This window comes from Nocardia amamiensis (genome assembly GCF_015477605.1).
Taxonomy (GTDB): domain Bacteria; phylum Actinomycetota; class Actinomycetes; order Mycobacteriales; family Mycobacteriaceae; genus Nocardia; species Nocardia amamiensis_A.
The window spans coordinates 92317-105615 of sequence record NZ_JADLQX010000001.1 but is presented as its reverse complement, the minus strand read 5'-3'; the positions used below and the strand labels follow the sequence as shown (position 1 = coordinate 105615).

Genomic DNA, 13299 nt, shown 5'->3' with positions numbered 1-13299 from the left:
TCGCTCGACCTGAAGGCCGCACGTGCCCATCGCTTCTTACTTCCGATGTCGCCCCTTCTCGACGGGAATGACACCCCGATGACGTTCCCCTGCGCGTCTCTCAGGGGAACGCTCACGACATCGTCGGCCTGAAATCGCACAAACCTGCCCGACCGATCCGACCCGACCATCTTGCGCGCCGCAGGTTGTGTGTCCAGCCGCCCGAACGGGAGCGCACCTTCCGAATCGGCGTGCTCGAGGCGTATGGCTGTTTCGCGGAGGTGATTACCGGTGGCTGTGAAGCGACCTCCGACCGTTCGTGCCGCGTTTGCAACGGCCGCGTCCAGGCGCCCAACCATTTGAGCGATTGCGCGTAACACGGTGATGTCTCAGAGATCTCGGTACTCGTTCCGCAATATGTCCGCCGCGAGGCGGAACGGGGCTGCACCGTTGGCGTTGAGAAGGATGTCGATACCGGGTGGGACGACCGCGGGAAGGTCGCTGCCGAGCACCGGCCACCAGCGGTCGGCTATCACGTCCAGCTTCTGAACTTCGGCCGTGGCGACGAGAACGCAGGGCACACCGTCCGGTGCGGTGTCCACCACGGGCTGGTCCTGTTCATCGCACCCGATCTCGACCACCGAGTTGCGGATAAGTGCGACGAGTTGGTTGCCGACGGGCTCGCCCGCTGCGATCCGGCGCAGCAGCGTATCGACAGGATCGGTCGGTGTCGCCTCGTCAGCGGGTATATAGCTCGGATTCGGCTGGAATGGACCTGCTTTGCCCTCCTCGTCCACCATCCAGCCACCGACGATAATGTCCAATGGCGGCTCCGACCGGGGTGTGGCCGACTCCCATTCGGTACCGAGTAATACGACCCAGTCATCTCGCCGGAGAGTCACCGGTAGCGGCTCCATCACACAACTGCCCTTCTCGACAGGTCCCTCATCCTGAACCGCGAAAGCCTCGGCGGTAATCATCGGTCCGGGTTCGTCCGCGCACGCCGAAGGTATCCCCAGCAATGGGAATTCGCCGTGCGGTGAACGAGGGGCCGCTGGTTGTCTGTGGCCGACCCTCCGCTCTGTGGTGGGTAATCCCGCTAACACGCGCCGCAGGGATAGCGGCCACCAGGCGCTCTGTGTCCAATTGGACACAACAGCGGTGCCGAGACGGCGGCGACAACAGGCCGCCGCAATCAGCCGAAATTCAGTGGCGCTGTGCCAGACTTGCCCCGCACAGTAATGCACTCCTCACCCTCGGAGGACCGTCCATGACGAATTCTGTTGCGCCACTCGAATTGCCCGAACCTCTGGTCATCACGCTGGGGAATCTCAAGGGCGGCGTCGGCAAGACGACCTCGGCGTTCTTCTTGGCGAGTTACTTCGCTTCGGTGCACCGATCGCGGGTGCTGGTCATCGACGCCGACCCGCTCAGTCAGACCGGGTACTCCTGGCACCGGCGGCTGGTCAAAGGGGGAATCGAGGTGCCGTTCGAACTGGTTGCGTTCCCCTCCCGGCACGTCGACGATTGCATCAGCGACAAGGCCGCCGATTTCGACGTAATCATCGTGGATGCCGGCGGTGAGTCGGCCGATATCTTCAAGGCCGCCATCCCGCGGAGCGACGAGCTCTTGCTGGTGACAAGTGTGAGCCCGTCCGAAGTCAAACGAGTGCCGAGTACATTCAAGGCGGCCGAGGAGGCAGCCGCCGGGAGCAGCCGGGAAATCCGAGTGCGGATCCTGATGACCAAAGTACCGGTGATCATGAAAAACGGCGTGAACGTCTCGACCGAATACCGAGCCCAGCGGCGGAATCTGGAGAACGCCGGCTACGACGTATTCGAATCCTATTTGAGTGCCTGGAAATGGTATCGGGAGGCGGCCGATGGCGAGGTCGGCGAGGGCGCCGAGAACCCGATCGAAGACTTGGGCGAATATCGGCAGGTCGGTGACGAGCTGGTGAACTCCTACCGGCTGATGATGGAGGTGCCTGCCTGATGCCTCCCCAGCGGAGAAAGGGATCGATCGGCGGCGGCAATCCACTGGCCGACGCTGCCGAGCACACCCCTCCGGTCTCGCCGCTGCGCGATGCGGAATGGCATCGACCGGATGCCGCCGGTGCGGGTGCGGAGGTTTCGGCGCCATCCTCGACGCATGGCGCGGCTTCTAATGTCCTGACCATGCCGGTGCCCGCCGCGGGCGACGGGCCGCTCAGTGATCGGGAGCGGGCGCAGTTGACGGCGTGCGAGTCGTCGATCGATACGCTTCGCATGGCCTTCTGGGCCGCTGGACGAGCTCTGCAGATCGTGCGTGACGGACGGCTGTACCGCGACAGTCACGAGACTTTCGACGAGTATGTCGAACAGCGGTGGGACATGCAGCGTTCTTACGCGCACAAGCTAATTCGCGCGTGGCCCCTAGCCGCCAGGCTGCATCCGATCGCACCTGCCATCAACGAGGGCCAGGTCCGTGAACTGCTGCCGGTAGTCGCCGAACACGGTGAAGACGCGGCGGTCACCGTGTACGCCACCGTGGCCGCTGACGCGGATGTGAAGGTCACCGCGGGAAAACTCCGCCAAGCCGTGGCGCTGCTGCCCGAGCGCTATGACGAGCACGTGGTGGTCGAGCGGCTGCAGGCGTGGTTGCGCGGTGAACTGCGCGGCGACTCGAACGACCGGGCGGCAAGCGTGTTCAGCGCGATGGAATCTCGGCTCGCCGCACTGACCCGGCGAGTCGTCAAAGGATCGAGCCATGATCCGGCCGCGGCGCGCGAATTCGCGGCGAAACTCCGCACGATCGCCGAACAGATCGAGGAACAGATCACCGCCTGAGGTCCGATCGCCGCCAGTGCCCCGCAGCCGGATGCATTCCCTGCGGGGCACTTCTGCGTCGCAGGCCGCGAATGCCGCTTGCGGGAGTTATTGCTTTGTTATCGAATTCGGGCGTGTTGGACTTTGCGTTGTGTGCGCTATGGCGAAAAGTGAATTCTCGGATCGGATCCGCTGGACTGACGAAGCACCGTGATGGTTTTCGAATCAATTCGAGGTCTTTGGTTGGGTCCCACGCGCCACGAGCTGCGGCGTCGTACGGCCCGCCACCGGCCGACGATATGAGCATCGGAGGACCGCATCATGGCATCATCGACCGACGTCCGATATACCCCCTACCTGCGACGTGCCGTTTTTTGGGCACTCGCCGCAGGTGCTGCCGCACTCATGGGCATGGTGATCGAAGCCGGACCCGCAGCGGCCCAGCCGGTCACTGTTCCCGGTGTGGGGGCATTCGAAGTCTCAGACGAGATTTCGTTTCCCGGCGCACTCGAGGTACCGCTCCGGAACCACGCCATTCTTCCGGTCACAGAAGCCCCGATAATGGCCGAGGTAACGGAAGAAAGCCCGATCTTGGCCGACATCTCCGAAATGGAGTTCCCAACTTCCATTGCGGTTCCGCAAATCGAGATCGCGCCTTTTACTCCGGCTCCGATAATCGAGCTTCCGATATCGTTATCCGTTCCCGCGGTCGAGGTGCCGGTGCTCGCGGTTGTCCCGCCGATCGAGATTCCGCTGCTCAATGTTCTGCCCTCGATCGAGCTGCCTTTCCGTGCTGGAACGCCGGAAATCATGCCGCGGGCGCCGACCCCGCCCGCCGCGGCGGCGCCGCGGAAAACCACCGGTGAGATCGCGGTCGAGGCCGCGCGGACCAAACTCGGCGCGGACTACAACTACGGCGCGGTCGGCCCCGACTCTTTCGACTGTTCAGGGCTGGTGCAGTGGTCTTACGAGCAAGCCGGCGTCGACCTTCCCCGCACCAGCGAGGCGCAACTCGCCACCGGAACACCGGTACCACTGGACGAGCTGCAACCAGGCGATATGGTGTCGTTCTACGGCGGAAGCCACTCCGCTCTCTATGCGGGCGAAGGCAAGGTCATCCACGCGTCGACATACGGCATCGGGGTGACCACCTCGCCCCTCTCCTCTATGCCAGTGGCGGGTGCCCGCCGATTCTGACCTCCGCCCGTGTATATCCCTCGCCTACCGCGCGGAGCCGACCGGGCAAGTACGTTCAGATTCCCTTCGCAAGTCAGAGCGAGACCGCGGCGTCCTTCAGTTCGGCCAGGGTTTCGGCATCGGGCCACTCGCGGATCTCGTAGCGGCGGGGTGACAGGTCCGGGACCGGCGTGAGACCGGTAAGGGCCGCGACGGTATCGAATGGGACCTCGAAAAGACGCTCCAGATCGCCGTTCTCGTCGTCTCGGCAGAACGCGACGTAGTCGGCTTCCGGCAGAAGGTATTCGACGCCCTCGCCCCAGACGGTGATGGTATAGGGACCGTTGTCGCCATGGCCGTACATGACCGAGCCGACGTAGGCGGGCTCGATGTCATAGGGAGTGAACTCGAGATCTCGCTCGACGATCTCGTTGAGAATCTGGGCTTGAGCGTCGTACTCGGTCACGGCCAGACCGCATCGGGCGCGCTGCACCGCGGGCAGATGGCGGTATGCGGGTGAGCGATCGAGCGGAATCACCGCGCCGGTGTGGTCCACGGTGTATCCCTGCGGCGAGATCGGGCGGACCGCGTCGCGATACTGCTCCTCGATCGCCTCGAAGACGTGCTCGAGCTCGTCCCCGCCGGGGGCGATGATCAGGGTGTCGATGTCGGGCATGAACGCGACCGGCGGCTCGGCTCCGGCGCCGGAGCCGGCGAGCCAACCGGGAATCAGCGGCCAGGATGCGCAGTAGCCGTCGCCGTCGTCGACGAAACGCAGGATGCCGGGTTCCTTGATGCCGGTGGAACCCACTATGGCGCCGAGGTTTTCGCGAGCGGCGGCGAAGACATCGTCGACCGTGACGCCCCATTCGCGTACCGACGCGTAGGTGACGATCGATCGAGCATGGGGCATGTCGATGGCGACCAGCTCGTCCACGAACGGGAACGCGGGCCGCGCGATCGGCCGCAGCTCGAATTCGGGGACATCTACGCCGAAGCTGTTGGCCGCAACAGCGGCCGTAGTGCCGAACGCACCGATGGCCAATCCTGCTGCGGATCCTGGAGATCGCGCAGTGCTTCGAAGTGCCGGGCGACGCGGGCGTCGCGCTCCGCGTCATCGAGCTCGCGCGTCTCCCGAAAGATATTGTGCAGGTTGAGAATCAGATCGCCGGTGCGTATCGCGAACTCATCCTGTTCGTACTCGATGTCGGTCTCGCCACGCGCGGACAGATGTCGCATGACGAGCACGGCGAACGCGTCGGCTTCGTCGTCGAAATTCTGCACGCGGCCACCGTAGCCGCGAACACCGACAGACGCATCGCGGATGCTTACCGCGTGAGGGGACCGTGCCGGTCGAGGTGCAGGTAGGTGTAGCCGGTGACGATCAGGCATACGACGGTCGCTGTGATCAGCATGGCCCAGCCCGCGACGACCAGGCTCAGCAGTCCACCGATCAGGGCGCCGAGCGCGAAACTCGCGTAGAGCAGGAAGTATCCGAGCCAATCGGCGTAGTCGCCACCGCTGAGGTGGCGTTCGATACCTTGGCCCAGTTTGACCAGCGTGCCGGTGACGTAACTCAGCGGCACGGATACCTCCTCGTTCTGCACGAACGAGGTATTGAGCGCGCCGACTCCGAACGCGACGAACATGATCGGCAGCAAGCCGATCCGCTCGGCGATCGTCTGGTATTCCAGGATGTCGACAACGGAAGCCACCGCCAGGCAGACCGTGGTGAGTAGGGTGGGGCCGTGGGGGTGCCCGGACCAGTAACGCCTGCGGCACCAAGAGGCGACCACGACACCGGACAGGAACGACATGAGCAGACCGGCGGCCGCCACCGCCATGTCGGGCTCGTCGTGAAAATACCCGAGGACCGCGCGTTCGGTGTTGCAGGTCATGAACGTGACGAAATAGCCAGCCGTGTGCATGAACGCCGCCGCACCGATCAGGCCGGCGAGCGCGGCGAGCACCCAGGACAGTCTGGCTTCGGCGTTGAACAGTGCTTGATGGCGGCTAACGTCCGTTTTCGGCACAGGTCCGGCTCCTTCGAGGACGGTGCGATACCTCAGTGATACAGGCTCGTCCACGGAATTCGCCCACGCACCGCCGAGGTTGCCAGCGGATCGCCACCGGCTCTGCCCAGACTTCCTCCAGAACTCACACGCAGTCGGTACCCGTGCGGTAACCGAGTGACTTCGAAGTGCCGTCTTCCCAGGTCGATCCCAGTGACGCAAGATGCTGTCGGTTACAAAAAGTAACCATTGGACACAGCGAAGGACCCTGATCGTGAACGCAGGAAAGAAGGCCGTGGTAACAGGTGGGACGCACGGCATGGGGCCGGCCATCGTCGAGGCTCTGCTCGTCGAGGGCGTCGAGGTGGTGCTGACCGGCCGCAACGAGGACAACCTCGCGCAGGCGCGGGCCCGCCTGGCCGGGCGGCCGGTCGAGTTTCCGGTCGACGGTGGTTGGGGGGAGGGCCTCGGCGCCGCTGCGCCTGCGGAGGAGGCGGCGGCATGACACAGAAGGTGGCGTCGTTCGCCGAGATCGAGGACGAATTCGACGATTACGTCGGGCGAATCGTGTACGCGACGATGGTGACGGTGGACAAGCGGAACCGGCCGCGCACGAGGATCCTGATCCCGATCTGGGAAACCGTAGACGGGCGCCCACTCGGGTGGCTGGCGACCTACCGCACGCCGGTCAAGGAGGCTCACATCGCGAACAATCCACACGTGAGCTTCTCTTACTGGGCACAGGGCAGCAACAACTCCGTCGCCGTCGACGCCACCGCCGAAGGGGTCGACACCACCGATATCCGGCAGCGGGTGTGGCGGCTGTACCGCCGGACCAGTCCGCGTGGCGCCGGCTACGACCTCGGCCAGTTCTGGCGGTCGCCGCAGGATCCCCAGCTGCGGATTCTGCGATTGGATCCGTGGCGGATCCAAGTGATCCGCGGCCGGGATCTGCGCAGCCGGATCTGGCAGGCGTCGGCGGCGGCGCGGCAGGCCACGAGCTGAGTCCGCGAGGATGGTTCGCCGCTCGGTTACCGTGCTGAGGTGGATTCCCTGTTCGACTTCCTGCTGACCGAGCCCGCCGTGACGGCGCCGCTGAACGACGTCGCCGCCGCGTGGACGCGACATCGTGTGGCCGCGAACCGATTCGATCGGCCGGTCGATGTCGCGATCGCGGGCGGCTTCGGCGCCGACCGGCTCGGTTTCGCGTTCCTCTCGGGCTATCAGGAGGCACTACGGACGCTGATCCCGGACCTGCCCGACGACGAGCTGGTCGCGATGTGCGCGACGGAGGAGGGCGGCGGTCATCCCTCCGCGATCCGCACCACGCTCACCGAGCGGGACGACGTCTGGTTGGTGAACGGCACGAAGTCGTTCGCGACGATGGGCGCTTTCGCGCACCTTCTGGTGGTGATCGCCAGCGTCGGCACGGCTGCGGATGGGCGAAACCGGCTGCGAGCCACCATGGTCGACGCGCGCGAGACCGGCGTGCGTCTGACCGACCACCCCGCGCTCGCGTTCGCGCCGGAGGTGCCGCACGCCTCGGTGCTGCTGACCGACGTGCCCGCGCGGGTCTTGCCCGGCGATGGGTATCTGGACTATCTCAAGCCATTTCGCACGATCGAGGACATCCACGTGCTGGCCGCCACGCTGGGCTGGCTGGTGCGCGTGGCCCGAGCGTCGGATTGGCCGCGGGAGAGTTTGCAGCGGCTGCTGACCGCGATAGCGGCTGTTCGCGGGTTGGGTATCGATGCGCCGACCTCGCCGGGCGTGCACATCGCGCTCGGCGGGGTTTTCGCCTTTTTCGGTGATCTGCTGACTGGTCTCGACCCGCTGTGGGAGTCCGCGGACCCCGTGACACGGCAGCGGTGGGAGCGGGACCGGCCGCTGCTGGCGACGGCGGGGCGGGTGCGTGGGCAGCGACTGGCCGCGGCGTGGCGCACCGTGCAACCGGATGTCGACTGGACGGAATAGGCGTATCGCCTGGCCCCGGAAATGGGAGCGGGCCTCGGCGAAGGGGGGGAGTTAGCCGAGGCCCGCGTAAGGTCGGCCCGGGGGGGAGGGGCCGACGTGAATGATGCTACTCGATGATCCGCGATTGTGTGTGCGTGGGGGCGGCCACTTTCCAAGTTTTTTCGGTTGGGCTTACCTTTCCGTCGGCCGATGGCCGTCGCGGGTCACCGACCGGCTCTTCGCGCCGTATCCGCCCGGTGGCCTCTCATTTGCCAAAAGCATTGGCCAGCAGCTTATTCCGTGCTGAAGCAGCCCCATGACCTGCTGCCGCACCCACGGCGCGGAAAGTGCCGACCGGTCGCCGTAAGGGCGGGATCCGTGCGGCATCGTGCGTGTCGGCGCGCGGGACCCGCACACCGCGTGTCGCACACTCGCGGCCGCCGAAATGTGTCATACCCCGATGCGAACATGTGTTCGTGTCCAACGTCTCGACAGGCCGGGCTGAGCACACCCGCTCGATCCGCCGTTCCGCGCTCGGCGGTATGCGATCCGAGTATGGGTCCTCGTCCATTCGGGTAGTCGGCTACGCGCGCCCCGGCGCACGGGCGCGCGGGATCATCGAACCGGTCGCATTCCGATCCGGGACCCCCGAGCACGCCTGGATCGGAATGCGGCCTTCTCGCGCCGCTGCTGCGCTGCGCCCGTTGCCATCCCGAAACAAACCGGATGAATTTGTCGGTGGCCGGCGCAATACTGACTCGAGTATCGGCCGGGTCACCTGATCCAGCGAATCGTCGGCGTCCGGACTCCTGGCGCCGCACCGAACATATCGAGAAAACTCAACGTCAGGAGAATCATGCCCGACGCAATAGTCGCCGAGGGTCTGGTCAAACGATACGGCCAGCTGGTGGCCCTCGACGGACTCGACTTGACGGTCCCGGAAGGGACCGTCACCGCACTGCTCGGACCCAACGGTGCGGGTAAAACCACTACTGTCCGGGTGCTCACCACCCTGCTGGTGCCGGATGCCGGGCGCGCGACGGTCGCGGGAATCGACGTGCTGCGCGACCCGCAGGCCTTGCGCTCCCGCATCGGCGCGTCGGGTCAGTACGCCGCGGTCGACGAATATCTCACCGGCTTCGAGAATTTGGAAATGGTGGGACGTCTTTATCACATGGGCGTGCAGCGAAGTAAGGAACGCGCCCGCGAACTGCTCGAACGATTCCGGCTCACCGACGCCGCGGACCGACCCGTGAAGGGGTACTCCGGCGGTATGCGACGTCGGCTCGACCTTGCCGGGGCACTGGTCGCGAATCCGCCCGTCTTGTTCCTCGACGAGCCGACTACCGGGCTCGATCCTCGTGCGCGCCTCGACCTCTGGGATGTCATCGAGGAGTTGGTCGCGGGCGGCACCACGTTGCTGCTCACCACCCAGTACATGGAAGAGGCCGATCGGCTCGCCGATTCCATCGCGGTGATCGACCACGGCAAGGTGATCGCGAAGGGGACCGCCGACGAGCTCAAGACCCTGGTCGGCGGCGACCGCATCGAACTCACCGTCGATCGCGCGGAGAATCTCGCGACCGCCGAGGCGGCGCTGAAGAGCTTGGCGGATGGCGAGATCCATCTCGAGCCCGGATTGCGCCGGATCACCGTCCCGGTGGCCGACGGATCGCAGGCGCTGGTCGAGGCGGTCGGCAGGCTGGCCGAGCACAGCGTGCAGATTCACGACGTCGGCCTGCGGCGCCCGTCGCTCGACGACGTCTTCCTCACCCTCACCGGCCACGAGGCGGAAAGGCCCGCAGGCGGGGACCAGGCGAACGACAGGCCCGAAGCGGGCGACAAGGTGGAAGCTACGAAAGGAACGAATCGATGACCGCGATGGCCCCTGGCCTGGCACGGCCCTCGCTGGGCGAGCGACTGTCGATAGTGGTCAGCGACAGCGTGACCATCGCCAAGCGCAACGTCATCAAGATCAAGCGGGTACCCGACGTCCTGATCTTCTCCACGCTCTCGCCGATCATGTTCGTGCTGCTGTTCGCCTACGTCTTCGGCGCGGCGATCGACGTGCCCGGCCTCTCCGGCGGCTATCGCGAGTTCCTGATCGCGGGCATCTTCGCGCAGACCGTGGTGTTCGGCGCGACCTTCACCGGTGCGGGCCTGGCCGAGGACATGCAGAAGGGCATCATCGACCGGTTCCGCTCGCTGCCGATGGCGTCGTCGGCGGTGCTGGTCGGCCGCACGATCAGTGATGTGGTGATCAACGTGGTGAGCCTGACGGTGATGTCGCTGACCGGCTTGGTCGTCGGCTGGCGGATCCGCGGTTCGTTCCTGGACGCGGTGCTGGCCTATGTGCTGCTGTTGCTGTTCGCCTACGCGGTGTCCTGGATCATGGCCGTGGTGGGTCTGCTGGTGCGGGCACCGGAGGTGTTCAACAACGCCAGTTTCATGGTGATCTTCCCGCTCACCTTCATCGCCAACACGTTCGTGCCCAGCGACAAACTGCCCACCGTGCTGCGCGTGATCGCGGAGTGGAACCCGGTGTCCTCGCTCACCCAGGCGACCCGCGACCTGTTCGGCAACACCAGCCCGCTGGCGCCGACCCCGGATGCGTGGTCGCTCCAGCACCCGGTGCTCACCTCACTGATCTGGGTGGTGGTGATCATGGTGGTGTTCGTGCCGCTGGCCCTGCGTCAGTACAAGAAGGCGGTCAGTCGCTGACCGGTTCGTCCGCGTCTAGCGATCCTGCTCCGCGCCGGCGCCCGCCACGAGGGTCGGCGCGGAGCCATTGCGGGAGTATCCGATCCGCGGCGGCGCGGGCGCGGGTTCCGGCTGCTGGGGCCGCCGGGTGCGGATCAGATAGGCCACGCCGCCTGCCAGCGCGATGGTAGCTGCGACGATGAGCCGGTTACGTGCACGCGAAGAGACATGTAGGCGCCCCGAGGTCATTGGACCACTCTGGCACAGCCCGGCGATTCGCGCAGGAGCCCCAGCTCACAGCGGGGCTCGGCCCAATTCGGCGGGGCCGTCGGAAACCGTGGCACGATGGGCGGCGTGACCTCACCGAACCAGACATCCGTGGCGACACTGCACACGAATCGCGGCGATATCAAGATTTCGCTTTTCGGCAACCACGCGCCCAAGACGGTCCGCAATTTCGTCGGTCTCGCGGACGGTTCGGCGCCGTACACCACAGCGAACGCCAGCGGGGGCAGCTCCGGCCCGTTCTATGACGGCGCCCTGTTCCACCGGGTGATCGCCGGCTTCATGCTCCAGGGTGGCGATCCGACCGGTACCGGCCGTGGTGGCCCAGGCTACGAGTTCGGCGACGAGTTCCACCCGGAACTGCGCTTCGACCGCGGCTACCTGCTGGCGATGGCCAACGCTGGGCCGGGTACCAACGGGTCACAGTTCTTCATCACCGTCCGCCCGCAACCGCATCTCAACCGCAAGCACACGATCTTCGGCGAAGTCATCGATCCCGATTCGCGCAAGGTCGTCGACTCGATCGCGACCACCAAGACCGATCGCGACGACCGCCCGCTGGAGCCCGTCGTCATCACCAAGATCACGATCGATTGAGACCATGAATCCTCAGCCGCCCGCACCGACGTGCGTCCGCCACCCGAATCGTCCGACCGGCCTGGCCTGTACGCGGTGCGGTCGGCCCTCCTGCGCGGAGTGCCTGCGCCCCGCGGCGGTCGGCCAGCATTGCGTCGACTGTCTGCGTCAGGATCAGCGAAGCGTTCCGCCGGTGCGGACGGTCTCGGGCGCACCGGCGGCCCGGTCGTCGACGCCCGCGGTGACCTACGCGCTGATCGCGATCAATGTGGTGATCTACGCGATCACCGCGGCCCAGGCCGAGAGCCTGATGGACAACCAGCGGGGCTCGGCGTTGTTCCTGGACTGGGTGCTGTTCGCCCCGGCGGTCGCGGACGGCCAGTGGTGGCGAGTGCTCGGTTCCGGCTTCCTGCACTACGGTCCGATCCACCTGCTGCTCAATATGTTCGCGCTGTATGTCGTTGGCCGAGACGCTGAGCTGGTGCTAGGACGGCTGCGCTATCTGGCGGTCTATCTGGTCTCGCTGTTGGGCGGTGCGGCCGGGGTGATGCTGTTCGCCCAGAACAGCCTCACTGCGGGCGCGTCCGGTGCGGTGTACGGACTGTTCGGCGCCATTACCGTCATCCTGATCCGATTGCGGCAGAACCCGAATCAGATGCTCATCATCATCGGCATCAACGTATTCATCAGCTTGTCGCTACCCGGCATCTCGCTCTGGGGGCACCTCGGCGGTCTGGCTGCGGGCACGCTGGCGACCCTCGGCATCCTGTTCCTGCCCGGGTGGTTGCGGGTCAAGTCGCAGGAGTCCGCGCGGCTGGTCGGCTGGGTGGCCGTGGCGGTTGTCGCGGTCGCGGCATTGGCGGCAACCGGTGTCAGCGCGGTCGCGCTGGCAGCCTGACACAGAATTCGCTTCACGTGAAACATCGCGACCGGCGTGTCGTGTCGCTCCGGGCCCGGAATCAGCGGGTCTTGTCCTCGGAGAGGCGCAATGCCTCGACGAGGTCGTGGTACACGACCTCGGGATTGACGCCCAAGTCCCAGCGGCCGAAGATCAGCAGTCGCTCCGCGCCGTCGCGCTCCACGTCGAGTTCCAGCATGGGATTCTTGCGACCGAGGCGACGGTAGCCGACCACGCGGGCTCGAATGATCTGGTCCCGGGTGTATTCGACCGGCCCGGTCAGTGTGCGGACGACCAGACGCGGCTGTGCGCCCGGCCGCACGGAAAGGCGTGGTCGCTGCCGGAAACCGAGCACGGCAAGAGCTAGAAGGCCGACGGCCGCCAATCCGACGAGCAGGCGGCTGGGCGCATCGGTGCTGAAAACAGCGGCCACGGCCAAGACGACGCCGCCGACGGTGACCGCTACGAGCGCCGCGGTCGGAGTGGTCCACGCCAAGTGCGGCTCGTCGCCGGCGACGGAATCCTGAGGCTCCGGAGTCAAGGCAATCCCCAATCGCTCCTCGAGTTGTCCACAGGCTCATCCACAGATGTGCATGAATGACACGTCTGTAATCCGCTTCGACGCGGTCAGCGCCAGCGCATGGTCATGATCAGGCCTACCACCATGAGGCCGAAGCCGATCAGGAAGTTCCAGGCGTTGAGGTCGTTCATCCAACTGATCTGTTCGGCTGCCAGATAGTAGACGAGCAGCCAGATCAGCCCGGCGAGCATGAAACCGAGCATGATGGCGACATACCAGACCGGAGACGGCCCGGCCTTCACCTTCACCGGGGTCCGGCTGGCGGGGTTGATCGTATAGTCGGTCTTCTTACGGACCTTCGACTTGGGCATGACGTCCTCGTATTCGGCGTG

General features: G+C 65.7%; 17 protein-coding genes. 10 read left to right on the top strand and 7 right to left on the bottom strand.

Annotated elements, in window-relative coordinates; translation table 11 throughout:
* Positions 1 to 368: 368 nt before the first annotated feature.
* Positions 369 to 896: a type VII secretion system-associated protein gene (locus IU459_RS00510; protein WP_228837210.1), complete on the bottom strand. Its 528-nt coding sequence runs from the start codon at positions 894 to 896 to the stop codon at positions 369 to 371.
* 104 nt (positions 897 to 1000) lie between these two features.
* Between IU459_RS00510 and IU459_RS00505 the strand changes: the two genes are divergently transcribed.
* The 3 genes from IU459_RS00505 (at position 1001) to IU459_RS00495 (ending at position 3984) form a co-directional block, all read left to right on the top strand.
* Entirely contained in the window at positions 1001 to 1975 is a 975-nt protein-coding gene (locus tag IU459_RS00505) for a ParA family protein (RefSeq protein ID WP_195127435.1), read from the top strand.
* Complete coding sequence (locus IU459_RS00500; protein ID WP_195127434.1) at positions 1975 to 2808, top strand: hypothetical protein; 834 nt, start codon at positions 1975 to 1977, stop codon at positions 2806 to 2808. Before IU459_RS00505 ends, IU459_RS00500 begins: the two co-directional genes overlap by 1 nt.
* Positions 2809 to 3348: 540 nt before the next feature.
* Positions 3349 to 3984, top strand: coding sequence for a C40 family peptidase (locus IU459_RS00495; protein WP_324198685.1), 636 nt, complete (start codon positions 3349 to 3351; stop codon positions 3982 to 3984).
* Between the two features lie 73 nt (positions 3985 to 4057).
* Here the strand turns inward: IU459_RS00495 and IU459_RS00490 are convergent, their stop codons facing one another.
* The 3 genes from IU459_RS00490 to IU459_RS00480 are packed head-to-tail and all read right to left on the bottom strand — an operon-like array spanning position 4058 to position 5996.
* The gene (locus IU459_RS00490; RefSeq protein ID WP_195127433.1) at positions 4058 to 5008 is read right to left on the bottom strand and encodes a hypothetical protein; all 951 of its coding nucleotides are present in this window, start codon (positions 5006 to 5008) and stop codon (positions 4058 to 4060) included.
* Positions 4951 to 5247 (bottom strand): hypothetical protein, encoded by a 297-nt coding sequence (locus IU459_RS00485; protein WP_195127432.1) that lies wholly within the window; start codon positions 5245 to 5247, stop codon positions 4951 to 4953. Before IU459_RS00485 ends, IU459_RS00490 begins: the two co-directional genes overlap by 58 nt.
* A gap of 44 nt (positions 5248 to 5291) precedes the next feature.
* Positions 5292 to 5996, bottom strand: coding sequence for a YoaK family protein (locus IU459_RS00480; RefSeq protein WP_324198684.1), 705 nt, complete (start codon positions 5994 to 5996; stop codon positions 5292 to 5294).
* 253 nt (positions 5997 to 6249) lie between these two features.
* On the opposite strand from IU459_RS00480, the gene IU459_RS38285 reads away from it, so the two are divergent.
* From IU459_RS38285 to IU459_RS00455, 5 genes are all read left to right on the top strand, one after another.
* The gene (locus IU459_RS38285) at positions 6250 to 6480 is read left to right on the top strand and encodes an SDR family NAD(P)-dependent oxidoreductase (RefSeq protein ID WP_324198683.1); all 231 of its coding nucleotides are present in this window, start codon (positions 6250 to 6252) and stop codon (positions 6478 to 6480) included.
* Positions 6477 to 6980 (top strand): pyridoxamine 5'-phosphate oxidase family protein, encoded by a 504-nt coding sequence (locus IU459_RS00470; protein ID WP_195127430.1) that lies wholly within the window; start codon positions 6477 to 6479, stop codon positions 6978 to 6980. The genes IU459_RS38285 and IU459_RS00470 overlap by 4 nt, the downstream gene beginning before the upstream one ends.
* Before the next feature lie 39 nt (positions 6981 to 7019).
* The gene (locus tag IU459_RS00465) at positions 7020 to 7949 is read left to right on the top strand and encodes an acyl-CoA dehydrogenase family protein (protein WP_195127429.1); all 930 of its coding nucleotides are present in this window, start codon (positions 7020 to 7022) and stop codon (positions 7947 to 7949) included.
* Positions 7950 to 8784: 835 nt separating this feature from the next.
* A complete protein-coding gene (locus IU459_RS00460) occupies positions 8785 to 9804 on the top strand; it encodes an ATP-binding cassette domain-containing protein (protein ID WP_195127428.1) in 1020 nt (339 codons plus the stop codon).
* Positions 9801 to 10649: an ABC transporter permease gene (locus tag IU459_RS00455; RefSeq protein WP_195127427.1), complete on the top strand. Its 849-nt coding sequence runs from the start codon at positions 9801 to 9803 to the stop codon at positions 10647 to 10649. The genes IU459_RS00460 and IU459_RS00455 overlap by 4 nt, the downstream gene beginning before the upstream one ends.
* A gap of 15 nt (positions 10650 to 10664) precedes the next feature.
* Here the strand turns inward: IU459_RS00455 and IU459_RS00450 are convergent, their stop codons facing one another.
* Complete coding sequence (locus IU459_RS00450; RefSeq protein WP_195127426.1) at positions 10665 to 10877, bottom strand: hypothetical protein; 213 nt, start codon at positions 10875 to 10877, stop codon at positions 10665 to 10667.
* Positions 10878 to 10982: 105 nt separating this feature from the next.
* Here IU459_RS00450 and IU459_RS00445 point away from each other — a divergent pair, with 105 nt between their 5' ends.
* Together IU459_RS00445 and IU459_RS00440 are read left to right on the top strand one after the other, a co-directional pair.
* Positions 10983 to 11510: a peptidylprolyl isomerase gene (locus IU459_RS00445; protein ID WP_324198682.1), complete on the top strand. Its 528-nt coding sequence runs from the start codon at positions 10983 to 10985 to the stop codon at positions 11508 to 11510.
* Positions 11511 to 11514: 4 nt separating this feature from the next.
* Positions 11515 to 12387, top strand: a complete 873-nt coding sequence (locus tag IU459_RS00440) for a rhomboid family intramembrane serine protease (RefSeq protein WP_195127424.1) — start codon at positions 11515 to 11517, stop codon at positions 12385 to 12387.
* 61 nt (positions 12388 to 12448) lie between these two features.
* Here IU459_RS00440 and IU459_RS00435 read toward each other — a convergent pair whose 3' ends face one another.
* Entirely contained in the window at positions 12449 to 12928 is a 480-nt protein-coding gene (locus tag IU459_RS00435; RefSeq protein ID WP_195127423.1) for a PH domain-containing protein, read from the bottom strand.
* Between the two features lie 86 nt (positions 12929 to 13014).
* Positions 13015 to 13278: a cell division protein CrgA gene (gene crgA, locus IU459_RS00430; RefSeq protein ID WP_067469491.1), complete on the bottom strand. Its 264-nt coding sequence runs from the start codon at positions 13276 to 13278 to the stop codon at positions 13015 to 13017.
* Between the last annotated feature and the right edge of the window lie 21 nt (positions 13279 to 13299).